The 23,343-nt window shown below is 70.8% G+C and carries 23 protein-coding genes; 2 read left to right on the top strand and 21 right to left on the bottom strand.

Features of this window, described 5'->3' with window-relative positions; all coding sequences use genetic code 11:
• Positions 1-3: 3 nt before the first annotated feature.
• The 18 genes from IW256_RS02020 to IW256_RS01935 form a co-directional block, all read right to left on the bottom strand.
• A complete protein-coding gene (locus IW256_RS02020) occupies positions 4-1,005 on the bottom strand; it encodes a polyprenyl synthetase family protein (RefSeq protein ID WP_420535385.1) in 1,002 nt (333 codons plus the stop codon).
• A gap of 78 nt (positions 1,006-1,083) precedes the next feature.
• Positions 1,084-2,691, bottom strand: a complete 1,608-nt coding sequence (nuoN, locus tag IW256_RS02015; RefSeq protein WP_197009314.1) for an NADH-quinone oxidoreductase subunit NuoN — start codon at positions 2,689-2,691, stop codon at positions 1,084-1,086.
• Positions 2,688-4,268 carry an NADH-quinone oxidoreductase subunit M gene (locus tag IW256_RS02010; protein WP_197009313.1) on the bottom strand — a complete coding sequence of 527 codons (1,581 nt, stop codon included), beginning with the start codon at positions 4,266-4,268 and terminating at the stop codon, positions 2,688-2,690. Before IW256_RS02010 ends, nuoN begins: the two co-directional genes overlap by 4 nt.
• Positions 4,268-6,181: an NADH-quinone oxidoreductase subunit L gene (gene nuoL, locus IW256_RS02005; RefSeq protein WP_197009312.1), complete on the bottom strand. Its 1,914-nt coding sequence runs from the start codon at positions 6,179-6,181 to the stop codon at positions 4,268-4,270. The genes IW256_RS02010 and nuoL overlap by 1 nt, the downstream gene beginning before the upstream one ends.
• A 10-nt stretch (positions 6,182-6,191) precedes the next feature.
• Positions 6,192-6,491 (bottom strand): NADH-quinone oxidoreductase subunit NuoK, encoded by a 300-nt coding sequence (gene nuoK, locus IW256_RS02000; RefSeq protein WP_197009311.1) that lies wholly within the window; start codon positions 6,489-6,491, stop codon positions 6,192-6,194.
• Positions 6,488-7,411, bottom strand: a complete 924-nt coding sequence (locus IW256_RS01995; RefSeq protein ID WP_307828704.1) for an NADH-quinone oxidoreductase subunit J — start codon at positions 7,409-7,411, stop codon at positions 6,488-6,490. The genes nuoK and IW256_RS01995 overlap by 4 nt, the downstream gene beginning before the upstream one ends.
• Complete coding sequence (nuoI, locus tag IW256_RS01990) at positions 7,408-7,965, bottom strand: NADH-quinone oxidoreductase subunit NuoI (protein ID WP_307828703.1); 558 nt, start codon at positions 7,963-7,965, stop codon at positions 7,408-7,410. Before nuoI ends, IW256_RS01995 begins: the two co-directional genes overlap by 4 nt.
• Positions 7,952-9,313, bottom strand: coding sequence for an NADH-quinone oxidoreductase subunit NuoH (nuoH, locus tag IW256_RS01985; RefSeq protein WP_197009309.1), 1,362 nt, complete (start codon positions 9,311-9,313; stop codon positions 7,952-7,954). The genes nuoI and nuoH overlap by 14 nt, the downstream gene beginning before the upstream one ends.
• Positions 9,310-11,754 (bottom strand): NADH-quinone oxidoreductase subunit G, encoded by a 2,445-nt coding sequence (locus IW256_RS01980; RefSeq protein WP_231404205.1) that lies wholly within the window; start codon positions 11,752-11,754, stop codon positions 9,310-9,312. The genes nuoH and IW256_RS01980 overlap by 4 nt, the downstream gene beginning before the upstream one ends.
• Before the next feature lie 41 nt (positions 11,755-11,795).
• Positions 11,796-13,097 (bottom strand): NADH-quinone oxidoreductase subunit NuoF, encoded by a 1,302-nt coding sequence (gene nuoF / locus IW256_RS01975; protein ID WP_197009307.1) that lies wholly within the window; start codon positions 13,095-13,097, stop codon positions 11,796-11,798.
• Complete coding sequence (nuoE, locus tag IW256_RS01970) at positions 13,094-13,963, bottom strand: NADH-quinone oxidoreductase subunit NuoE (RefSeq protein WP_197009306.1); 870 nt, start codon at positions 13,961-13,963, stop codon at positions 13,094-13,096. Before nuoE ends, nuoF begins: the two co-directional genes overlap by 4 nt.
• Positions 13,960-15,309, bottom strand: a complete 1,350-nt coding sequence (locus IW256_RS01965) for an NADH-quinone oxidoreductase subunit D (RefSeq protein WP_197009305.1) — start codon at positions 15,307-15,309, stop codon at positions 13,960-13,962. Before IW256_RS01965 ends, nuoE begins: the two co-directional genes overlap by 4 nt.
• On the bottom strand, positions 15,306-16,076 hold the full coding sequence (locus IW256_RS01960; protein ID WP_197009304.1) for an NADH-quinone oxidoreductase subunit C: 771 nt from the start codon (positions 16,074-16,076) through the stop codon (positions 15,306-15,308). Before IW256_RS01960 ends, IW256_RS01965 begins: the two co-directional genes overlap by 4 nt.
• Before the next feature lie 103 nt (positions 16,077-16,179).
• Positions 16,180-16,734, bottom strand: coding sequence for a NuoB/complex I 20 kDa subunit family protein (locus tag IW256_RS01955; protein ID WP_197009303.1), 555 nt, complete (start codon positions 16,732-16,734; stop codon positions 16,180-16,182).
• Position 16,735: 1 nt separating this feature from the next.
• Positions 16,736-17,095, bottom strand: a complete 360-nt coding sequence (locus tag IW256_RS01950; protein ID WP_197009302.1) for an NADH-quinone oxidoreductase subunit A — start codon at positions 17,093-17,095, stop codon at positions 16,736-16,738.
• 325 nt (positions 17,096-17,420) lie between these two features.
• Positions 17,421-18,677: a geranylgeranyl reductase family protein gene (locus IW256_RS01945; protein ID WP_197009301.1), complete on the bottom strand. Its 1,257-nt coding sequence runs from the start codon at positions 18,675-18,677 to the stop codon at positions 17,421-17,423.
• A 149-nt stretch (positions 18,678-18,826) separates the two neighbouring features.
• Positions 18,827-19,528 carry a demethylmenaquinone methyltransferase gene (locus IW256_RS01940; RefSeq protein WP_197009300.1) on the bottom strand — a complete coding sequence of 234 codons (702 nt, stop codon included), beginning with the start codon at positions 19,526-19,528 and terminating at the stop codon, positions 18,827-18,829.
• Positions 19,529-19,602: 74 nt separating this feature from the next.
• Entirely contained in the window at positions 19,603-19,842 is a 240-nt protein-coding gene (locus tag IW256_RS01935; RefSeq protein WP_197009299.1) for a DUF4229 domain-containing protein, read from the bottom strand.
• A gap of 305 nt (positions 19,843-20,147) precedes the next feature.
• Between IW256_RS01935 and IW256_RS01930 the strand changes: the two genes are divergently transcribed.
• Positions 20,148-20,348: a BldC family transcriptional regulator gene (locus tag IW256_RS01930; RefSeq protein WP_197009298.1), complete on the top strand. Its 201-nt coding sequence runs from the start codon at positions 20,148-20,150 to the stop codon at positions 20,346-20,348.
• Positions 20,349-20,561: 213 nt separating this feature from the next.
• On the opposite strand, the gene IW256_RS01925 is transcribed toward IW256_RS01930, so the two are convergent.
• The gene (locus IW256_RS01925; RefSeq protein WP_197009297.1) at positions 20,562-20,822 is read right to left on the bottom strand and encodes a hypothetical protein; all 261 of its coding nucleotides are present in this window, start codon (positions 20,820-20,822) and stop codon (positions 20,562-20,564) included.
• Between the two features lie 35 nt (positions 20,823-20,857).
• Positions 20,858-21,838 carry a hypothetical protein gene (locus IW256_RS01920; protein ID WP_197009296.1) on the bottom strand — a complete coding sequence of 327 codons (981 nt, stop codon included), beginning with the start codon at positions 21,836-21,838 and terminating at the stop codon, positions 20,858-20,860.
• 100 nt (positions 21,839-21,938) lie between these two features.
• Between IW256_RS01920 and IW256_RS01915 the strand changes: the two genes are divergently transcribed.
• Positions 21,939-22,244 (top strand): PLDc N-terminal domain-containing protein, encoded by a 306-nt coding sequence (locus IW256_RS01915; protein ID WP_197009295.1) that lies wholly within the window; start codon positions 21,939-21,941, stop codon positions 22,242-22,244.
• Between the two features lie 47 nt (positions 22,245-22,291).
• Here IW256_RS01915 and ccsB read toward each other — a convergent pair whose 3' ends face one another.
• Positions 22,292-23,341 carry a c-type cytochrome biogenesis protein CcsB gene (gene ccsB / locus IW256_RS01910; protein ID WP_307828702.1) on the bottom strand — a complete coding sequence of 350 codons (1,050 nt, stop codon included), beginning with the start codon at positions 23,339-23,341 and terminating at the stop codon, positions 22,292-22,294.
• Positions 23,342-23,343 lie beyond the last annotated feature (2 nt).

The raw sequence follows: 23,343 nt of genomic DNA, 5'->3' as shown, positions 1-23,343 counted from the left end.
GGGTCAGCCGGTGCGGGAGACGACGTAGTCGCAGAGGCCGGTGAACGCGGCGCGCGCCGGGATGTCGGGGAGGGTCAGCAGTTCCGCGCGGGCGTCCTCGGCCCAGCGGCGCAGGTCGGCGCGGGCACGGTCCATGGCGGGGTGGGCCCGCAGCAGCTCCAGGGCCTCGGCGTGCAGCGCGTCGTCGGTGAGGTCCTCGTCCAGCAGCGCGCGCAGCCGGGCGTCACCGGCGCCCGACCCGATCCCGGCGAGCACGTGGTGCATCGGCAGGGTGCGGATGCCCTCGCGCAGGTCGGTGCCGGGGGTCTTGCCCGACTGCTCGGCCTCGGAGGCGATGTCGAGGATGTCGTCGGACAGCTGGAACGCCACGCCGATCTTCTCGCAGGCGGAGGTGACCGTGTCGACCACGTGCGGGGCGGCACCGGCCAGCAGCGCGCCGAACTGGCCCGACACCGCGATCAGCGAGGCGGTCTTGTCGGCGACGACCTGCAGGTAGTGCTTGAGCGGGTCGGCCTCGGCGGCCGGCCCGACCGTCTCCTGGATCTGGCCGCGCACCAGCCGGGCGAACGCCCGCGCCTGGATCCGCACCGCCTCCGGCCCGAGGTCGGCCAGCAGGTCGGAGGCGCGAGCGAACAGGTAGTCGCCGGTGAGGATGGCGACGGTGTTGGTCCAGCGGGAGTTGGCCGAGGGCTCACCGCGCCGCACGGTCGCCTCGTCCATCACGTCGTCGTGGTAGAGCGTGGCCAGGTGGGTCAGCTCCACCACCACCGCGGCCGGGACGACACCGGCCGCGGCGGGCTCGCCGAAGTGGGAGGCCAGCAGCACCAGCATCGGCCGGAACCGCTTGCCTCCCGCCTCGACCAGGTGCTTGGACGCCTGGGAGAGCAGCGGGTCGTCGCTGTGCACCGAGTCGAGCAGCAGGCTCTCCACGGCGGTGAGCCGATCCTGCACGTCCTCCGCGAGACCATCGTCAACGGGCAGGCCGAACGGCCCTTCTCCCTGCAAGGGTCCCCCCTGGAAGGACAACGGTCCCCCGGGGCCCCCGACGAAAGCTCTACTCACCCAAGACCCCCTACCGGAGCGCTACCGGACGAACATCTGCGTAGCGGCATGCCCCGCGAGGTCCAGCATGGGCTGAGGGAGCACACCGAGTACCACAGTAGCCGTCAGGCCGAGTGCGACCGCGACCGCGGTTGCCGGGCCGGCCACCACCGAGGGGCCGTCCGCCTCCGGCTCGCTGAAGAACATCACGACGATCACGCGGACGTAGAAGAACGCCGCGATGGCGGAGGAGATCACGCCGACCACCACCAGCGGGGTCGCCCCACCCTCGATCGCCGCCTTGAACACCGCGAACTTTCCGGTGAAGCCGCTGGTGAGGGGGATACCGGCGAATGCCAGCAGGAAGAAGGCGAACGTCCCCGCCACCAGCGGGGACCTCTTGCCGAGCCCCGCCCACCGCGACAGGTGCGCGGCCTCGCCGCCGGCGTCCCGCACCATCGTGATCACCGCGAACGCGCCGATCGTGGTGAAGCCGTAGGCGGCCAGGTAGAACAGGGTGCTCGACAGCCCGGTCTCCGAGGTGGCGATCACGCCGGTGAGCAGGAATCCCGCGTGCGCGATCGACGAGTAGGCCAGCATCCGCTTGATGTCGGTCTGCGTGATCGCGATCACCGCGCCGATGACCATTGTGAGAATGGCCACACCCCACAGCGCCGGACGCCAGTCCCACTTGAGGTTCTCCAGCGCCACGTAGTAGAAGCGCAGCAGCGCGCCGAACGCCGAGACCAGCGTGCAGGACGCCATCAGCGCGGTGATCGGGGTCGGGGCGCCCTGGTACACGTCCGGCTTCCACATGTGGAACGGCACCGCGCCCAACTTGAACAGCAGCCCGACCGACAGCAGCGCCACCCCCGCCAGCAGCAGGGTCTCGCTGCCGGCGTCCCGGCTGAGCTGCGCGGCGATCACCGACAGCCGCACCGAGCCCGCGTAGCCGTACAGCAGCGCCGCCCCGTACAGGAAGAACGCCGACGAGAACGCGCCCAGCAGGAAGTACTTGACCGCGGCCTCCTGCGACAGCAGCCGCCGGCGCCGGGCCAGCCCGCACAGCAGGTACAGCGGCAGCGACATGACCTCCAGCGCCACGAACATGGTGAGCAGGTCGTTGGACGCGGGGAACATCAGCATCCCCGCGACCGCGAAGCTCATCAGCGGGAACACCTCGGTCTGGGTGAGCCCCGCCGCCATCGACCGCTGCTCGGCCTCGCTGCCCGGCAGCGCCGCCGCCTGCGCGGCGAAGTGCCCCTGCTTCCGCTCGATGATCAGCAGCAGGCTGACCAGCGCCAGCACCAGGATGGTGCCCTGCAGGAACAGCGTCGGGCCGTCCACCGCGAGCGCGCCCTCGGCGGCCACGTGGAACGGGGTGTCCCCCGCGGCCAGCACGATCGTCCAGACGAACGCGCCGCCCAGGCCGAGGAAGGCCAGGGCCACCTGGATCGGGTACCGCAGCGAGCGGCCGACGAACGCCTCGACCAGCACGCCGACGATGGCGACGCCGAACACCAGCAGGATCGGGGCGAGCTGCCCGTACTCGATATGCGGGGCCTGAATGCCCGTGTCGCGGGCCAGGGCGCCCCCGCCCTGGGCCTGGAGCGCGGCCACGGCCGCGCTCACCGAACCACTGGTGCTCATGGACGGGCTCCGTTCTCAGCGACATTGCCGGTGATCTTCGGCGCCGGATCGTGCTGCTCCACCCGGACCATCGTCTTCTCCACCGAGGGATTGATCACGTTGAGGATCGGCTGCGGGAAGAAGCCCATCGCCACGATGATCGCGATGATCGGGCCGACCGCCCACAGCTCGCGCCGGGACAGGTCCTTCATCCCCTTGGCGGCCTCCACGGTGGGGCCGTTCATGGTCCGCTGGTACATCCACAGGATGTAGACGGCGGCCAGGATGATGCCGACCGCGGCGATCACCGCGGGCACCCGGTACCGGGAGAAGGTGCCGGTCAGCACCAGGAACTCCGAGACGAACGGTGCCAGGCCCGGCAGCGACAGCCCCGACAGCCCCGCGATGAGGAACGTCCCGGCCAGCAGCGGCGCGACCTTCTGCACGCCCCCGAAGTCGGAGATCCGCGCCGACCGGCGCCGCGCGATCATGAACCCGACGATCAGGAACAGGGCCCCGGTGGAGAACCCGTGGTTGACCATGTAGAGCGTGGCGCCGGACTGGCCCTGCGACGTCATCGCGAAGATGCCCAGGACGATGAACCCGAAGTGGGACACCGACGTGTAGGCGACCAGCCTCTTGAGGTCGACCTGCCCGATGGCCAGCACCGCGCCGTAGATGATGCTGAGCACCGCGAAGCCGAGCACGACCGGGGTGGCCCAGGTGGCCGCCCCGGGGAACAGCTCCAGGCAGAACCGCAGCATGCCGTACGTGCCGACCTTGTCCAGGACGCCCACGATCAGCACCAGCGCGCCCGCCGGGGACTGCTGCGCGGCGTCCGGCAGCCAGGTGTGCACCGGCACCATCGGCGCCTTGATCGCGAACGCGATGAAGAAGCCGAGGAACAGCCACCTGGCCGTGGTCGGGTCGATGTTGAGCGTGCTCAGCTCGCTGAACAGGAACGTGCCGTGGCCCAGCCCGCCCTGGGAGGCCGGCTTGGCCGACAGCGGGTAGAGCCAGATCACCGCGACCAGCATCAGCAGGCCGCCGAACAGCGAGTAGAGCAGGAACTTCACCGCGGCGTACGAGCGCTGGGCGCCGCCGTAGGACCCGATGAGGAAGTACACCGGGATCAGCATCGCCTCGAAGAAGACGTAGAAGAGGAAGACGTCGGTCGCCGCGAAGACGCCGATCATCATCGCTTCCAGCGCCAGCAGCAGCGCGAAGTAGGTCTTCACCGAGCGCTTGGGCGGGACGTCCACCCCGCCCGACCGGCCGTCCTCGGTCCAGGAGGCCAGCACGACCAGCGGGACCAGGATCACCGACAGCACGATGAGCACCAGCGCGACGCCGTCGACGCCGACCGCCCAGTGCACCCCGAACTGCTTGATCCACCAGTACTTCTCCTCGTACTGGAAGCGCGGCCCGCCGGTGTCGAAGCCCGCGGCCATCACCAGCGCGCCGGCCGCGACCAGCAGCGACACGCCCAGCGCGAGCTGCTTGGCCAGCTCCTCCCGCGCCCGCGGCAGCACGCCCACCAGCAGCGCGCCCAGGAGCGGCACCGCGATGAGGACGCTCAGCCAGGGAAAGTCTTCCATCACACGTTCACCGCCAGGAGCGCCGCGACGATGATCGCCGCGCCGAAGAACATTGACAGGGCGTAGGTGCGGGCGAAGCCGGTCTGGATCCGCCGGACCCGGCCGGAGGTGCCGCCGACGCCCGCCGCCAGGCCGTTGACCAGGCCGTCCACGCCCCGGCCGTCGAACCAGACCGCCAGGCGGGTCAGCCACTGGCCGGGCCGCATCAGCAGCGACTCGTTCAGGGCGTCACCGTAGAGGTCCTTGCGGGCCGCGACGGTGACGAACGAACCGGCCGGAGCCTCGCGCGGCACCTTGCGGGCGCCGTACTGCCGCCAGGCGATCGCGGCACCGATGATCATCAGTACGAAGGTCGCGACCCCCGGAACGGTGATCGGCTGGAAGTGGTGGTGCTCCTCGGGCTCGCCCACCACCGGGGCCAGGAACTCGGAGAACCCGCCCAGCATCAGGAACCCGCCGGCGAAGACCGAGCCGACCGCCAGCAGCATCAGCGGAACGGTCATGACCTTGGGCGACTCGTGCGGATGCACGCCCTCGTCCCAGCGCTTCTCGCCGTAGAAGGTCATGAACATCACCCGCGACATGTAGTACGCGGTGATGGCGGCGCCGATCACCGCGCAGGCGCCGAGGACGGTGCCGGTGGTGCCGCCCTTGGCGAAGGCGGCCTCGATGATGCCCTCCTTGGTGAACCACCCCGACAGGCCCGGGAACCCGATGATCGCCAGGTAGCCCAGCCCGAAGGTGGCCCAGGTGATGACCATCATCGTCCGCAGTGCGCCGTACCGCCGCATGTTCACGTCGTCGTTCATGCCGTGCATGACCGAGCCGGCGCCCAGGAAGAGGCCCGCCTTGAAGAAGCCGTGCGCGATCAGGTGCGCGATGGCGACCGCGTACCCGACCGGGCCGAGCCCGGCGGCCAGCATCATGTAGCCGATCTGCGACATCGTCGAGCCGGCCAGCGCCTTCTTGATGTCGTCCTTGGCGCAACCGATGATCGCACCGGCCAGCAGCGTGGCGGCGCCCACGATGGTCACCGCCAGCTGGGCGTCCGCCGACATCTCGAAGATCGCCGAGGATCGGACGATCAGGTAGACGCCGGCGGTCACCATCGTCGCGGCGTGGATGAGCGCCGACACCGGGGTCGGGCCCTCCATCGCGTCCAGGAGCCACGACTGCAGCGGCAGCTGCGCCGACTTACCGCAGGCGCCGACCAGGAGCAGCAGCCCGATCGCGGTGGCGGTGCCCTGGCTCAGCCCGGCGGCCAGGCCCGGGTGCTCGGCGCCGCTGCCCAGGATCTGCTCGAACCCGACGGTGCCGAACGTGGCGAACATCAGCATGATCGCGGTGAGGAACCCGAAGTCGCCGACCCGGTTCACCACGAACGCCTTCTTGGCCGCCACCGCCGCGCTCGGCTTGTACTGCCAGAAGCCGATCAGCAGGTACGAGGCGAGACCGACGCCCTCCCAGCCGATGAACATGGCGACGTAGTTGTCGCCCAGCACCAGCAGCAGCATCGCCGCCACGAACAGGTTGAGGTAGGCGAAGAACCGGCGCCGGTCGGGGTCCTCGGCCATGTAGCCGATGGAGTAGATGTGGATCAGCGTGCCCACACCGGTGATCAGCAGCACGAAGCTGATGGACAGCGGGTCCACCAGCAGCCCCATGTCGACCTTGAACGAGCCGACGTCGAAGAACTGCCACAGGTGCAGGATCCGGCGCCGCTCCTCGGGCGCGTACCCGAGCATCTGGACGAACATGGCCGCGCCGACCACGAACGAGGCCGCCGACATCGTGACCCCGAGGAGATGCCCCCACTTGTCGGTACGGCGCCCGCCCAGCAGCAGCAGCGCCGCCCCGGCCAGCGGCAGCGCGATCAGGAGCCAGGCCAGGGCCTGGATGCCTTCCGCTTTCATCCCTGGCCTCTCAGTACTTCAGCAGGTTCGCGTCGTCGACCGACGAGGACCTGCGGGTCCGGAAGATGGTCATGATGATCGCCAGGCCCACCACGACCTCCGCCGCGGCCACCACCATCACGAAGAACGCGATGATCTGCCCGTCGAGGTTGCCGTGCATCCGGGCGAACGTCACGAACGCCAGGTTGGTCGCGTTGAGCATCAGCTCGACGCACATGAACACCACGATCGCGTTGCGGCGCACCAGCACCCCGACGCCGCCGATGGTGAACAGGATCGCCGAGAGCGCCAGGTAGTGCCCCGGACTCATCGCTCGCCCTCGCCTTCAGTCGCGGAGCCGCCGTCCTTGCCCGACACCGGGGTCCCGGCCTTGACCTCCCGGGACTCGGCACCGGCCGGCTCGGTCTCCTCGGTCACGGCCCTGACCGCGGCCACGTCCTCCTCCACCGCCTGCTCCTCGGTCTCCCCGCGCAGGTCGGCGTGCCGCTCGATGGTGTCGGTACGGGCCGCGATGATCGGGTTGACCGACAGTTCCGAGACGCTGCCGTCGGGCAGCAGCGCGGGCATGTCGACCGCGTTGTGCCGCGCGTAGGTGCCGGGAGGCGGCAGCGGGCCCGGGTGCGGGGCACCGGGGCGGAACCGCTTCTCCGCCAGCGTCCGCTGGGTGGCCTTCGGCGTCAGCCGCTCGCGGTGCGTCAGCACCATCGCGCCCAGCGCCGCGGTGATCAGCAGGCCGCTGGTCGCCTCGAACGCGAACACGTACTTGCCGAACAGCAGCTTGGCCAGCGCGACGACGTTGCCGCCGTCGGCCTCGTTGACCGCGCGCAGCCCCACCGCGTTCGACAGGACCGCCTGGCCGAGCCCGGCGCCCAGCAGGCCCAGGAAGCCGATCGCGGCGACCGCGGCCCACAGCCGCTGGCCGCGGATCGTCTCCACCAGCGAGTCGGTGGAGCTCACCCCGACCAGCATCAGCACGAACAGGAAGAGCATCAGCACCGCGCCGGTGTAGACGATCACCTGGACGAACGCCAGGAACGGCGCCCCCTGGATCGCGTACAGCACCGCCAGCGACAGCATCACCGTCGCCAGCATCAGCGCCGAGTGCACCGCCCGCCGCAAGAAGATCATGCCGAGCGCGGCGCAGACCGACACCACGGCCAGCAGCCAGAACAGGAACGGCTCTCCCGCCTGGGCGTCGGCGACCTGCGCCGCCACCACCTGGGGACTCACTGGTGTTCACTCCCTTCGGACGAGGCGCCGTGCGCGCTCTCCTCCGGCTGGAGGCCGAGGCGGTAGTAGTCCTCCTCGGTCTCGCCCAGCCGCATCGCGTGCGGTGGCGCCTCCATGCCTTCGCGGAGTGGGGCCAGCAGCATGTCCTTGGTGTAGATCAGGCTCTCGCGGCTGTCGTCGGCCAGCTCGTACTCGTTGGTCATCGTCAGCGCCCGGGTCGGGCACGCCTCGATGCACAGCCCGCACAGGATGCAGCGCAGGTAGTTGATCTGGTAGACGCGGCCGTACCGCTCCCCCGGGGAGTACCGCTCCTCCTCGGAGTTGTCGGCGCCCTCCACGTAGATGGCGTCGGCCGGGCACGCCCAGGCGCACAGCTCGCAGCCGATGCACTTCTCCAGCCCGTCCGGCCACCGGTTGAGCTGGTGCCGGCCGTGGAACCGCGGAGCGGTCGGCCTCTTCACCTCGGGGTACTGGACGGTCTCGCTCTTCTGGAACATCTGATGGAACGAGACCCCGAACCCCTTGACCGGGTTCAGGAAGTCAGTGAGTCCCACTTCCGACCTCCTCACGCGTGGTCGTGGTCGTGACCTGCTTCGACGCATCCGCGCGGCGGCCGTGGTAGTGCGGCGCGTCCATCGGCGGGACGGGGAAGCCGCCCGCCGTCTCGGTCCCGGCCTCCTGGCCCTTGGCCACGTCCGGGACGATCTCCTTCTCCTTGCCGCCCTCGCCGCGCAGCATCTCCCACAGCAGCGTGCCCACCAGCACGGCGCCCGCGGCGACCGCGGAGTAGATCACGATCTGCTGCATGTCGAAGCCCTCGTTGCGGAGGGCGCGGATGGTGGCCACCAGCACGATCCAGCCGAGCGAGAAGGGCATCAGCACCTTCCAGCCGAGCTTCATCAGCTGGTCGTAGCGCACCCGCGGCAGCGAGCCGCGCAGCCAGACGAAGAAGAAGATGAACGCCCAGACCTTGACCAGGAACCACAGCACCGGCCACCAGCCGCTGTTGGCGCCCTCCCAGAACGTGGAGATCGGCGCCGGGGCGCGCCACCCGCCGAGGAACAGCGTGGTGGCCAGGGCGGAGAGGGTGGCCATGTTGATGTACTCGGCCAGGAAGAACATCGCGAACTTCAGCGACGAGTACTCGGTGTGGAAGCCGCCGACCAGCTCGCCCTCGCCCTCGGGGAGGTCGAAGGGGATCCGGTTGGACTCGCCCATCATCGTGACCACGTACACCAGGAACGAGGGCAGCAGCAGGATCACGAACCAGCGGTCGGCCTGCGCGTTGACGATGCCGCTGGTCGACATCGTCCCGGCGAACAGGAACACCGCCACGAACGACAGCGCCATCGCGATCTCGTAGGAGATCACCTGCGCGGACGAGCGCAGCCCGCCCAGCAGCGAGTACGGCGACATCGACGACCAGCCGGCCAGCACGATCCCGTAGACGCCCATCGACGCCATCGCCAGCACCAGCAGCACCGCCACCGGCAGGTCGGTGCCCTGCAGCGGGGTGTGGTGCCCGAAGACCGACACCGTCGGCCCGAACGGGATGATGATGAACGAGATGAACGCCGGCACCGCCGACATGATCGGGGCCAGGATGAACACGATCTTGTCGACGTTCCGGGGGACGATGTCCTCCTTCAGCGCCAGCTTGATCCCGTCGGCCAGGCCCTGCAGCAGCCCGAACGGCCCGGCCCGGTTCGGCCCGACGCGCAGCTGCATCCGGCCGATCACCCGGCGCTCGACCCACATCGAGAAGAGCACGGTCAGGACCAGGAAGGCGAAGATGACCAGCACCTTGCCGCCGATCAGCCACCACGGGTCCCGGCCGAAGCTCTCCAGCGTGGGGTCGCCCGGCGCCGGCCCGGCCGCGAGAACGGACGCACTGATGCTCATGACGCGCCTCCGGTGGAGATCTTGACGACGCTTCCGGCGGTCACGCCCAGGTCGCGGTGGATCGCGCAGCCCGCCGACGCGGCCGGCAGCCACACCACGCGGTCCGGCAGGCCGGGCGTGACCTCCAGCGGCAGCGTGACCTCGCCGTGCCCGGCGGTGACCGTGACGGTCACCGCGCCGTCCGCGCCGCCGGCGCCGTCGACGGCGCCGATCTCGGCGGCCGTGGCGGGCGAGAGCCGGGCCACCGCAGTCTTGGCGGTGCCCGCCAGGTACGGCTCGCCGTCCTGCATGCGCCCCCGGTCCAGCAGCATCCGCCAGCTCGCCAGCAGCGCCTCGCCGGTGCCCGGCTGCGGCTGCACGCCGGCCGGCACGCTGGGCGCGGCGGGCCGCTCACCACGGTAGGCGCCCAGCCCGCTCAGCTCCCGCTTGGCCGCCGCCGGGTCGGGCAGCGCCAGGTGGACGTCCATCTCGGAGGCCAGCGCGTCCAGCACCCGCAGGTCGGACAGGCGGCCGGCGGACTTGAGCACGGTGTCGAACGGGCGGCCGCGGCCCTCCCAGTCGACGAACGTCCCGGACTTCTCGGCCACGGCCGCCACCGGCAGCACCACGTCGGCGCGGTCGGTGACCGCGCTGACCCGCTGCTCCAGGCTCACCACGAACGGGGCGGCCTCCAGCGCGGCCAGCGCCGCGGCCGGGTCGGGCAGGTCGTAGGGGTCGACGCCGCCGACCAGCAGCGCGCCCAGCTCACCGGACGCCGCGGCGGCGATGATGCCCGCGCCGTCGCGTCCGGGCGAGGCGGGCAGCTCGGCCACCGACCAGGCGCGGGCCACCTCGGCACGCGCCTCGGGGTCGCCGACCGGGCGGCCGATCGGCAGCAGCCCGGGCAGGGCCCCCGCCTCCAGCGCGCCGCGTTCCCCGGCCCGGCGCGGCACCCAGGCCAGCCGGGCGCCGGTGACCTGGGCCAGCCGGACCACGCTGGACAGCGCGCCGGGGCTGCCCGCGAGCCGCTCGCCGACCATGATCACCGCGCCGGGCTCGGCCAGCAGGCTCCGCGCGTCGCGGTGCGCGGCCCGGTCGACGGCTCCGGCGTCCGCGGTGTCGCTCACCAGCGAGCCGAGGACCTCGGCCTCCGCTCCGGGGACCGACCGCAGCAGGGTGCCGCCGGTCTTCGCCAGCCCCCGGGTCGCGAACGGCGCGACCGAGAACACCCGCAGCCCGGTCTTGCGGAACGCCTTGCGCAGCCGCAGGAAGACGATCGGCGACTCCTCCTCCGGCTCGAAGCCGGCCAGCAGCACCGCCGGCGCCTTCTCCAGGTCGGAGTAGGTCACCTCGATCGGCCGCCCGGCCACCGACGAGGCCAGGAACTCGGCCTCCTCGCGGGAGTGGTCGCGCGCGCGGAAGTCGATGTCATTGGTGCCGAGCGCGACCCGGGCGAACTTGGCGTAGGCGTAGGCGTCCTCCAGGGTCACCCGGCCGCCGGTCAGCACGCCCGCCCGGCCGCGGGCGGCCGACAGGCCCCGCGCGGCGATGGTCAGCGCCTCGGGCCAGGACGCCGGCTCCAGCACCCCGTCCTCGTTGCGGACCAGCGGGTGGGTGAGCCGGTCGGGCTGGGTGGCGTAGGTGAACGCCCACCGGCCCTTGTCGCAGTTCCACTCCTCGTTCACCTGCGGGTCGTCACCGGCCAGCCGCCGGGTGATCTTGCCGCGCCGGTGGTCGGTGCGCAGGGCGCAGCCGGAGGCGCAGTGCTCGCAGGCGCTGGGCGTCGACACCAGGTCGAACGGCCGGGACCGGAACCGGTACGCCGCGCCGGTCAGCGCGCCGACCGGGCAGATCTGGACCGTGTTGCCGGAGAAGTAGGACTGGAACGGCTTGTCCTCGGCCGCCCCGACCTGCTCCTTGGCGCCCCGCTCGAACAGGTCGATGAAGGCGTCCCCGGCGATCTGGTCGGAGAACCGGGTGCAGCGGGCGCACTGGATGCACCGCTCCCGGTCCAGCAGGACCTGGCTGGACAGCGGGATCGGCTTGGGGAAGGTCCGCTTGGTCTCGGTGAACCGCGACTCGCCCCGCCCGTTCGACATCGCCTGGTTCTGCAGCGGGCACTCGCCGCCCTTGTCGCAGACCGGGCAGTCCAGCGGGTGGTTGATCAGCAGCAGCTCCATCACGCCGTGCTGGGCCTTGTCGGCCACCGGCGAGGTGAGCTGGGTCTTGATGACCATGCCCGGCATCACCGTGGTGGTGCAGGACGCCTGCGGCTTGGGCATGCCCCGCCCGTTGCCCGCGTCCGGGATCTCCACCAGGCACTGGCGGCAGGCCCCGACCGGGTCCAGCAGCGGGTGGTCGCAGAACCGGGGGATCTGGATCCCCAGCAGCTCGGCGGCCCGGATGATCAGCGTGCCCTTGGGCACCTCGATCTCGAAGCCGTCGATGGTGACGCCGACCATGTCCTCGCGCTTCTCGACGGCGGCGTCGTCCTTGGTGACCGTCACTTGGTCGCACCTCCCCAGAGGGTGGAGGCGGCCGGGTCGAAGGGACAGCCGCCCTGCTCGAAGTGCCGGAGGTACTCGTCGCGGAAGAGCTTGATGGACGAGACCACCGGGCTGGTCGCACCGTCGCCCAGGGCGCAGAACGACCGGCCGAGGATGTTGTCGGACAGGTCGAGGAGGGTCTCCAGGTCCTTCTCCTCGCCCCTGCCGGCCTCCAGGCGCTTGAGCATCTGCTTGTACCAGTACGTGCCTTCGCGGCACGGCGTGCACTTGCCGCACGACTCGTGCGCGTAGAACTCCGACCAGCGCAGCACCGCCCGGACGACGCAGGTCGTCTCGTCGAAGATCTGCAGCGCCCGGGTGCCGAGCATGGACCCGGCCGCGCCCACCGACTCGAAGTCCAGCGGGACGTCCAGGTGCTCGTCGGTGAAGATCGGGGTCGAGGAGCCGCCCGGCGTCCAGAACTTCAGCCGGTGCCCGGCGCGGATCCCGCCCGCCATGTCCAGCAGCTCGCGCAGCGTGATGCCCAGCGGCGCCTCGTACTGCCCGGGACGGGTGACGTGGCCGGACAGCGAGAAGATCCCGTACCCCTGGGACTTCTCGGTGCCCATCGCCGCGAACCAGTCCGCGCCGTTGTCGATGATCGAGGGAACCGAGGCGATCGACTCGACGTTGTTGATGACGGTGGGACCTCCATAGAGGCCCGCGACCGCAGGGAAGGGAGGCTTCAGCCTGGGCTGACCGCGATATCCCTCCAGGGAGTCCAGCAGCGCCGTCTCCTCGCCGCAGATGTAGGCCCCGGCGCCGGTGTGCACGACCAGTTCCAGGTCGAACCCGGAGCCGAGGATGTCGCGCCCGAGGTAGCCGGCCTCGTACGCCTCGGCCACCGCCTGCTGCAGGCGGCGGATCACGTGCAGCACCTCGCCGCGCACGTAGATGAAGGCGTGATTGGCGCGGATCGCGAACGAGCTGATGACGATGCCCTCGATCAGCACGTGCGGGTTGGCCATCATCAGCGGGATGTCCTTGCACGTCCCCGGCTCGGACTCGTCCGCGTTCACCACCAGGTAGTGCGGCTTGCCGTCACCCTGCGGGATGAAGCCCCACTTCATGCCGGTGGGGAAGCCCGCGCCGCCGCGTCCGCGCAGCCCGGAGTCCTTCACGGCCTGGATGATGTCGTCTGGAGGCATGCCCAGGGCCCTGCGCAGAGCCCTGTAGCCGCCCTCGCGCTCGTAGGCGGCGCGAGTGAACGAATCGGCCTGGTCCCAGGTCCTGGTGAGGATGGGGGTGAGCGTGGTCATTGGTTCCGGCCCTCCTGCGTACCGGGCTTGGCCTCGCCGCCGACCGGCTTGCCGGGCTCGACCGGCGGCGGCGTGATCTCGCCGGGCCGGACGGGTTCGTGCGGCTGCGGCCGGTCCGCGTCCGCGGCCGGGGCCTCCCAGCCCCGCTCCTTGGCCAGCTTCAGCCCGACCAGCGACTCCGGCCCCGCCTGGAGGCCCTCGTTCGCGCGCCCGTCGGGGAACCCGGCCAGCACCCGGGACGCGTCCTTCCAGGAGCACAGCCCGGACGGCCCGCGTGAAGGAACCACCTGCTTGCCCTGGCGGAGGTCGTCCACCAGCGCCTTGGCCTTCTCGGGAGTCATGTTGTCGAAGAACTCCCAGTTGACCGTCATCACCGGCGCGAAGTCGCACGCGGCGTTGCACTCGATCCGCTCCAGGCTGACCGTGCCGTCCGGGGTGGCCTCGTCGTGGCCGACGCCCAGATGCTCGCTCAGCTCTGACCAGATCTGGTCACCGCCCATGATCGCGCACAGCGTGTTGATGCAGACGCCGACATGGTATTCGCCGACCGGCGCACGCTTGTACATCGTGTAGAACGTGGCGACCCCGGTCACCTGCGCGGGAGTGATGCCCAGCTGCTCGGCGCAGAACTCGATCCCGCGCCGCGAGACGTAGCCGTCCGCCGACTGCACCAGGTGCAGCATCGGCAGCAGCGCCGACCGCGGCTTGGGATAGCGGGCGATGATCTCCTTCGCGTCCCGCTCCAGCCGCTCCCGCTCCGCGGGCTCGTACTCCTCGACGGACTCGACGGACTCGCCGCCCCCGGGCGCCTCCAGGGTCACGAACACCGCGGTGCCCGCCTCCCGGCCGCCTTCCGGCGTCGTCATCGGTCCACACCCCCCATCACCGGGTCGATACTGGCCACGGCCGCGATCACGTCCGCGACCATCCCGCCCTCGCACATCACCGGCGCCGCCTGCAGGTTGACGAACGACGGCTCGCGGAAGTGCACCCGGAACGGCCGGGTGCCGCCGTCGCTGACCACGTGCGCGGCCAGTTCCCCGCGCGGCGACTCGATCGGCACGTACGCCTGTCCCGCGGGCACCCGGAACCCCTCGGTCACCAGCTTGAAGTGGTGGATGAGGGCCTCCATCGAGGTGCCCATGATGTGCGCGATGTGCCGCGGCGAGTTGCCCATGCCGTCCGCGCCGATGGCCAGCTGCGCCGGCCAGCCGATCTTCTTGTCCTCGACCATCACCGGGCCCTTGACCGTCTGCAGCCGCTCCCAGCACTGCTCGACGATCTTCAGGGACTCCTCCATCTCGGTCATCCGGACGAGGTAGCGGCCGTACACGTCCGCGCTCTCCTCGGTGGCGACCTCGAAGTCGTAGTTCTCGTAACCGCAATAGGGCTGCGACTTGCGCAGGTCCCACGGCAGGCCGGTCGAACGCAGCACCGGGCCGGTGATGCCCAGCGCCATGCAGCCGGTCAGGTCGAGGTAGGCGACGTCCTTGGTCCGCGCCAGGTAGACCGGGTTGGCGTCCATCAGCTTGCGCATCGCCTGGATCCGCTTGGGCATCCGGTCCAGATAGTCGCGGATCTTGCTCAGCGCGCCGCTCGGCAGATCCTGCGCGACACCGCCGGGACGCACGTACGCCATGTTCATCCGGAGCCCGGTGATCTCCTCGAAGAGATCAAGGGTGTACTCGCGCTCCAGGAACCCGTTGAGCATGACCGTGCTCGCGCCCAGCTCCAGGCCGAACGTGGCGATGGCCACCAGGTGCGAGGAGATCCGGTTGAGCTCCATCATCATCACGCGGATGATCGAGGCCCGCTCCGGCACCTGGTCGGTGATCCCCAGCAGCCGCTCCACGCTCAGGCAGTACGCCGTCTCGTTGAAGATCGGCGCCAGGTAGTCCATCCGCGTGCAGAACGTGGTGCCCTGGGTCCAGGTCCGGAACTCCATGTTCTTCTCGATGCCGGTGTGCAGGTAGCCGATGCCGACCCGCGCCTCGTTCACCGTCTCGCCGTCCAGCGTCAGGACGATCCGCAGCACGCCGTGCGTGGAGGGGTGCTGCGGCCCCATGTTGATCACCATGCGCTCGTCGCCGACGTCCTCGGCGCCCGAGATCACCTGGTCCCAGTCCTGCCCGGAGACGTCGAAGACCTTGCCCTCGGCCGCCTCGTCGGCGGCGTAGGCGTCGTACTCGGTGTACTTCGTCGAGGGGCTCATACGTACGACCTCCGCTCGTCGGGCGGCGGGATCTCCGCTCCGCGGTACTCGACGGGAATGCCGCCGAGAGGATAGTCCTTGCGCTGCGGGTGGCCGACCCAGTCGTCGGGCATCTCGATGCGGGTGAGCGCCGGATGACCGTCGTAGATGATCCCGAAGAAGTCGTAGGTCTCCCGCTCGTGCCAGTCGTTCGTCGGGTAGACCGACACCAGCGACGGGATGTGCGGGTCGGCGTCCGGGCAGGTCGTCTCCAGCCGGACGCGCCGGTTGTGCGTGATCGACAGCAGGTGCACGACCGAGTGCAGCTCCGCGCCGGCGTCCTGCGGGTAGTGCACGCCCGACAGCCCCGAGCACAGCTCGAAGCGCAGCTCGGGGTCGTCCCGCATGGTCTTCGCCACGGCCTGCAGGTGCTCGCGCCGCACGTAGAACGTCAGTTCCCCGCGGTCGACGACGACCCGCTCGATCGCGTCGCCGAAGGCGGGCCCGCCCGCCGCCGCCGCGCCGCCCAGGGCACGTTCCAGCTCGTCGGCGATCTCGTCGAACTCGCCCCGCTCCGCGACCCCCTCGGGCCCCCCGTACGGACGGGGGCTGGAGACCTTCGGCGCCTGCCGGATGACCAGCCCGCCGTACCCGGAGGTGTCACCGGTGGTCTTGGCCCCGAACATGCCGGTCCGGGCGACCGGCTGCTCCCGGCGCTCCTCCTCGGTGTGCGCGGGAAGCCGGTCGGCGGCCTGCTCGGCCTTCTGTTCCGGATGCTGTGAGCTCATGCTGCGTCCCCCGTTCGCCTCCGGGCCGCCTTCAGGCGACGGCTTCCCTCGTCACTCGCCCCTCGCTCCTCAGTCCAGCCGCCGCCGCGGCCCTGCGGCTCGCTCATACGGTCCCTCCCGGCACGCCGAGCAGGGGCAGCCGGCGGCGCTTGGCCTCTTCCAGCTCCTCGATCTGCCGCGCGCGCTGCGGGCCGAGCTTGGTGTTCTGGATCTTGTCGTGCAGCTTCAGGATCGCGTCGATCAGCATCTCCGGCCGCGGCGGGCAGCCGGGCAGGTAGATGTCCACCGGGACGATGTGGTCGACGCCCTGCACGACCGCGTAGTTGTTGAACATGCCGCCCGAGGAGGCGCACACGCCCATCGCGATGACCCACTTGGGCTCGGTCATCTGGTCGTAGATCTGCCGCAGGACGGGGCCCATCTTCTGGCTCACCCGGCCCGCCACGATCATCAGGTCGGCCTGCCGGGGGGTGGCCGAGGCGCGTTCCATCCCCCAGCGGGAGAAGTCGTGCTTGGGGTCACCGGCGGCCATCATCTCGATGGCGCAGCAGGCCAGCCCGAAGGTGGCCGGCCAGACCGAACTCTTGCGCGCCCATCCGGCGACCTGCTCGACCGTCGTCAGCAGAAAACCGCTGGGGAGTTTCTCCTCAAGACCCATCTCAATCCCACTCCAGACCACCGCGCCGCCAGATGTAGGCGTACGCCACCAGCACGGTAAGGATGAACAGAACCATCTCCACCAGGCCGAACAGCCCGAGGCGGTCGAAGGCGACGGCCCAGGGGTACAGGAAGATGATCTCGATGTCGAAGACGATGAAGAGCATCGCCGTCAGGTAGTACTTCACCGGGAAGCGCCCGCCGCCGACCGGCTGCGGGGTCGGCTCGATCCCGCACTCGTAGGCGTCGAGCTTGGCGCGGTTCCACCGCTTCGGCCCGGTGACGGCGGCCATCAGAACGGAGAAGGCCGCGAAGCCGAAGGCGAGGACTCCCAGCACAATGATCGGTACATAGAGATCCATGTCTCTACTGCCTCTCCTCGGTACGTACAGCGCTGTACGAGGCATGCCCGCATGGACGCCGCACGGAGTCTCGCGCGGCGCCTGATGGGCGCGCCACGGCGGCGTTACCCTTTACACGCTCGTGACATGCGCCACGAGCACGGGTCGCCACCCTAGCCAAGGTGATCAATAGCACTCCCCTCGGGGGGTCGGGACGGTGCCCCCGCTTGCCTTCAGGGCGCCTTGTGACGCCCCCTTCCCACGTCACCGTTCGGTCGTGTCATCCCATGCTTCCGCTCGCGTGGCCGCGACCTCCCGCGGTCCCGCCCGTGCGCGCCGTCGCCGATCATGCCGCCGGCGCCACCTTCTGCATCGCGTTGATGAGCCGGTCCATCGCGTCGCCGCTGTGCCGGTCGGTGAGGTTGGCCAGCAGCTTCAGGGTGAAGCGCATCAAGGTCGGGTGCGGCAGGCCGTGCGAGGTGAGGAACTTCATGACCCTGGGGTCTCCGATGGCGTGCACGAAGATCCGGGCCAGGGTGAAGTAGCCGCCGTGGTCGGCCTTGAGGATACGCGGGTACTCGTACAGGGTCCGCTCGCGCTGGGCCGCGGTGCGCCGGGCCAGCGCCTGAATCATGATCTCGGCGGCCAGCCGGCCCGACTCCAGGGCGTAGTCGATGCCCTCGCCGTTGAACGGGTTGATCATGCCGCCGGCGTCGCCGACCAGCAGCATTCCCCGGGTGTAGTGCGGCTGGCGGTTGAAGCCCATGGGCAGCGCGGCGCCGCGGATCGGCCCGGTCGCGTGCTCCTCGGCGAACCGCCACTCCTCGGGCATGTTCGCGGTCCAGCGCTTGAGCATCCCGCGGTAGTCGACGTTCTGGAACGCCTTGCTGGTGTTGAGCAGGCCGAGGCCGACGTTGGAGGTGCCGTCGCCGACCGGGAAGACCCAGCCGTAGCCGGGGAGCAGCCTCTGGCCGTCCCACAGCTCCAGCCACGCCTCCATGTACTCGTCGTCGTGGCGGGGGGTCTCGTAGTAGCGCCGTACGGCCACGCCCATGGGGCGGTCCTCGCGCCGCCGCAGGCCCATGGCCAGCGAGAGCCGGGTGGAGTTGCCGTCGGCGGCCACCACGAGCGGGGCGCGGAACTCGACCTCCTCGCCCGCGTGGCGGGCGGTGACGCCGACGATGCGGTCGGTGCGCTCGTCCAGGATCGGGGCGGTCACCGCGCAGCCCTGCAGCAGGCGGGCGCCGGCCTTGGCGGCGTGCTCGGCGAGCAGCCGGTCCAGGTCGGTGCGGGTACGGACCAGGCCGTAGTCGGGGAAGCTCGCCAGCTCGGGCCAGGGCAGCTCGATCTTGACGCCGCCGCCGTAGATGCGCAGGCCCTTGTTGCGCGCCCAGCCGGGGGCGTCGATGTCGACGCCCATGCCGATCAGGGCGCGCACGGCACGCGGGGTCAGCCCGTCGCCGCAGATCTTGTCGCGCGGGAAGGTGGCCTTCTCCAGCAACAGCACATCCAGCCCGGACTGGGCCAGCCAGTAGGCCGTGGAGGCCCCGGCGGGTCCGGCCCCGACGACGATGACGTCTGCCTGCCGGGTGGAGTCGGTCACAGCGTTCCTCTTTAGGCTCGTTCGCTTGTGAAGTACTTCACAAGGATCCGGAGGGGAGTCTATTCCTTCCGAGCGGGTCCTGGATACCTCTGGACCCCCTCGGCTTTTGGACCGGTCCGAAAACGGGTTCGCCTCCGGACCGATGCATGTCACACCGGATTGGTGGCGTGGTGGAGCGCGACGACACCGAAGGTGAGATCGCGCCAGCGCACCTCGCCCCAGCCCGCTGCCTGGACGGTCCGCGCCAGCGCCGCCTGGTCCGGCCAGGCGAGCGTCGACTCGGCGAGATAGGTGTAGGAGTCGGGATTGGAACTGACCCGGGCCAGTGTGGGCAGGCCGAATCTCAGGTGCATGCGGTGCCCGAAACGGAGCAGCGTGTTGCCCGGGTGACTGACCTCACAGATCAGCAGCCGCCCGCCGGGCCTGGTGACCCGGCGCAGCTCGCGCAGCGCGGCCTCGGTGTCGGCCACGTTCCGCAGCCCGAAGGAGATGGTCACCGCGTCGAACACGCCGTCGGCGAACGGCAGCCGCAGCGCGTCACCGGCGACGAAGCTCAGCCGCCGGACGCCCTCCTGCCGCCGCACCCCGACACGGAGCATGCCCAGGGAGAAGTCGCACGCCACGGTGTGCGCGCCCGCCTCGGCGAAGGGGACCGAGGAGGTGCCGGTACCGGCGGCCAGATCCAGGATCCGCTCGCCCGGCCGGGCGCCCACGGCCTCGACCACCGCCCGCCGCCAGCGCCGGTCCTGCCCTCCGGTCATCAGGCCGTTGAGCAGGTCGTAGCGCTCGGCGGTGCGGTCGAACATCGCCGCCACATCGGCCGGCTGCTTGTCGAGAGAGGCGCGGGTCATGCCTCCAGCCTAAAAGCCCCGCGGCCGGATCCGTGCATCGGCCGGGCCCCTGGATCGCCCTCAGGGGTTGGCTTTCAGCCGTCTTCCTTGGTGCGCGCGCGCTCGAACCTGCGCCGGCGTTCCTGGAAGCCGGAGATGACGGCGGTGGACATCGCGTCGCGCTGCCCGGACAGCAGGACGAAGCTGACGATGCCGCTGATCAGTACGGCCAGCCCGAGCAGCAGCAGCCCGCGGGCGCCGAACAGGGCCAGGATCGCGACCGTGCCCAGGAAGATCGCGAACCGGGCGGCGGTGTAGAAGAGTACGGAGCGCATGACCCCTCGAGCCTACCCGCACCCCCTCGGCGCCTCGCGGCGGGTCAGGCTCCCCACCTCGGTGAAGACCGCGGACTTTGAACGCCCCGATCGGTGAACTCCCTCCCCCGCATCAGGAACCGGGCGACCTGGCAAGACCTCGGTGACGATTGTGCGCGATCACACATTAACTTCCCGTTATATCGCCTGTTCAGCGAACTACTGAGCGTGATCTTTTCCGAAAACAAGGCAGAAATCGGTCTTGACCCGCCACACTAGGAAACAGTCCACCCGCACCGAGAGCGGGACAAAGGGGGAGAGAAAACGTGGAGAGCACCAGCGAGCGCCTGCTGACTCCCGGAGAGGTCGCCGCCCTCTTCCGGGTCGATCCTAAGACGGTGACGCGGTGGGCCGCGGCCGGACGGATCAGCAGCATCCGCACTCCCGGGGGCCACCGCCGCTTCCGCGAGTCCGAAGTGCACGCGCTGCTGCGCGGAGAAGAGCCGGTCGCCGAGCACGCACGCTGACCGGCGCTCCGTTCCGATCGGCGACCCCCTGATCGGAACCCTCGATCGGAACCCCGATCGGACTTCCCGCCCCGCACCGCCGCTCCCGGCCCGCCCGACGACGACGCGCCGCCCCAACCGGGCGGCGCTAGGTCTGTCCGGGCCTTTTCTCACGGGCCCTTCGCACGGACTCGCCCCACGGACGCGCCCCACGGACCCGTCCCGCGGCCTCGTTCAGTCGTCGCCCCGGTCGGCCTTCCACTCCTCGAACGTACGGAGCAGATCCTCGTCCCCCTCCCGCCACCGCCGCCGGCGCTCGTCCATCTCCTCCTCGCTGAGGGATTCGGCCAGCAACCGCTCGTAGTCGGGATCTTCGGGACCGATCTCCACATAAGCCTGGGCGATGATCCGCCCCTCGCCCGTCCCCGTCCCGGAATCGGCGAGGGCCGTCCGGGGGACCCGGAGCGTGCCGTCGGGAAGCCGGATCACGTACATCGTCGATCACCTTCGGTGCTGGTCGCCGGCCTTCATCAGATTCCGTATCGGCGGTTGAAGAACAGCATGACGTCGAGTGCGAGGCGGATGTCGCCCGCGAGCATATCGACCAGCGCGGGCCGCTGCCGGGCGGAGATCGCGGCGAACGCGTCCGCGAAGAACTCCCGGCGGCCCAGCGCGTCGGGCTGCCGGTGGAACTCGCTGGCCAGGTGGGGGAGGCACCGCTCGTACAGCGCGCGGAACGCCTCGCCGTCGGACCGCCAGGCGCCGTCCTCCCCGTCGATGTCGTCGAGCGCGTGCCCGACCTCGTGCATCATCACGTCCGGCGTGGGCGACGGCCGGTCCCCCACGACGATCTTCCCGTCGCCGTAGGCGCCCGCGCAGATGTCCCAGGTGGCCCGGCCCGAGGGCAGCGGCCGGTCGCGCAGATGGCCCATGTCGTCGAGCTGCGGCACCCCGCCCGGGCCGACGTAGACGCCTTCGAGGCCGCCCGCGAGCTTGACCTTCAGCCGCTCGGGCAGCGCGGCCAGGCTGTCGACGGCCCGGACGACCTCGGGCGGGGGCGGGCCCTGACCGGCGTCCCACTGCCGGTGCAGGACGCTCTCCAGCACGCCGCAGTGGGCCAGGCCGTCGGCCACGTACGGGGAGCCGGGCGGACGCGGCTCGGCGCGCGGCGGCGCGTCGGCGCCGGGGTCGAAGTCGTCGAGCTCGAAGTCGCTCCAGGAGTAGTCGCGCGCCCGGCGGTCGGAGCGCCTCCCGCGGGAGTGCCGCCCGGGACCGCCCCGGCCCGCGTCCTGGACGCCCGCCGCGGCGTCGCCGGAGCGGTCGGGGCCCTGGCGCGGCGCGAGGTCGTCGTCGCGGCCCGCCCTGCGGAACCGGCCGAACCGGTCGCGGGGCTGGCCGCCGCGTGCCCGGATCCGGCGCGGCTCCGGGCGCTGTCCGGACTCGGGCGGTGAGGGCGCGTACGCGGTGTCCCTCGTTCCCCGGGGCCTGCGGTGGATGCCTTTGAAGCGCATCGGGCTCCTCTGTCAGCTGGCCCGCACCGGGCCCTCGGGGAAGAGTAAGCCGAGACCCGACACCGCGTCATCCCCATCCGTCACCGTCTACGCTCGGGTCATGGCGTATGTGCTGCTCTCGCTCGTCCTGATCGGTGTGTGGCTGTTCGCGCTCTTCGACGTGATCACCACCGGCGAGGGGGGCGTACGGCACCTTCCCAAGTTCGGCTGGTTCCTGGTCGTGCTGCTCGGGATGCTGCCGGGGGCGGTGCTGTGGCTGGCGCTGGGCCGGGCGCGCCCGAGCTCACCGCACGCCGGGGAGGCCCCGGAGCGCGGGCGGCGGGCGCCGACCGAGGCCCCGAAGGGCCCTGACGACGATCCCGCGTTCCTGCGCGACCTCGAACGCCGGCTGCGCGAGGAGGAGTAGGCCGGGGCGGCCGTCCCGCCGCCCCGGCGTGCCGTGCTCGCGAGGTGTCAGGCGTACGAGTGCAGGCCGGAGAACATGTAGTTCACGCCGAAGAAGTTGAACATCAGCGCGGCGAACGCGACCAGCGACAGGATCGCGGCCTTGCGGCCCTTCCAGCCCGCCGTGGCGCGCGCGTGCAGGTAGGCCGCGTACACGACCCAGGTGATGAACGACCAGATCTCCTTGGGGTCCCAGCCCCAGTAGCGGCCCCACGCCTCGTCCGCCCAGATGGCGCCCATGATGATCGCGGCGGTCCAGATCGGGAACGCGAACATGGTGACCCGCAGCGCGAGCCGGTCCAGCACGTCGGCGCCGGGGACGTGGGCGAGCGGTCCGCTGCCGGCGACGGCCCCCCGCGCCTCCTGGCGCGCCTTGATCAGGTAGAGGATGGTGGACGCGCCGGCGACGGTGAACGCGCCGGTGGCGATGATGGCGGCCGAGACGTGGATCGCGATCCAGTACGAGTTCAGCGCCGGGACCAGCGGGCCGACCGAGCTGTAGAGCCAGATGTTGGCCACGCCGAGCGCGACGACCGCGGCGAGGCTGACGAAGGCGCCGAGGAAGCGGGCCTTGAAGCGCCACAGCACCACCAGGAAGGCGGACACGGCGGCGAAGGCGATGGCGACGAGGAACTCGTACATGTTGCCCCACGGCCAGCGCTCGGCGGCCAGCCCGCGGGTCAGGATGGTGCCGAGGTGGGCCGCCCAGCCGAGCACGTTCATCGTGATCGCCAGCCGGGCCCAGTCGACCTGGCGGCGCCCGGTCGCGGCCTCGTCCCCGGCCTCGTCGCCGGTGTCGGCGTCGGCGGTCCCGGCCGTGGCGGTGGCGGCGCCGTCCGCCGGAGCGGCTCCGCCCGCGCCGACCAGGACCTTGGCCTTCTCCTTGGCCTCGGCCCCGGCTTCGGACTCGGCCCCCGTACCCTCCTCCGTGCCGGCCGTGGCCGCCCGGCGCCGCCCGAAGCCCAGATCGGCCGCGTACGCGACCATGGCGACGATGTACAGGACCACGGTCGTCAGCATGAGCTTGTCGCTCAGATTCGCGAGGTCGGCACTACCCACCC

The organism is Actinomadura viridis (assembly GCF_015751755.1).
Taxonomy (GTDB): domain Bacteria; phylum Actinomycetota; class Actinomycetes; order Streptosporangiales; family Streptosporangiaceae; genus Spirillospora; species Spirillospora viridis.
Note: the sequence above shows the minus strand (reverse complement) of the source record. Positions and strands in the feature narration are given on the sequence as shown.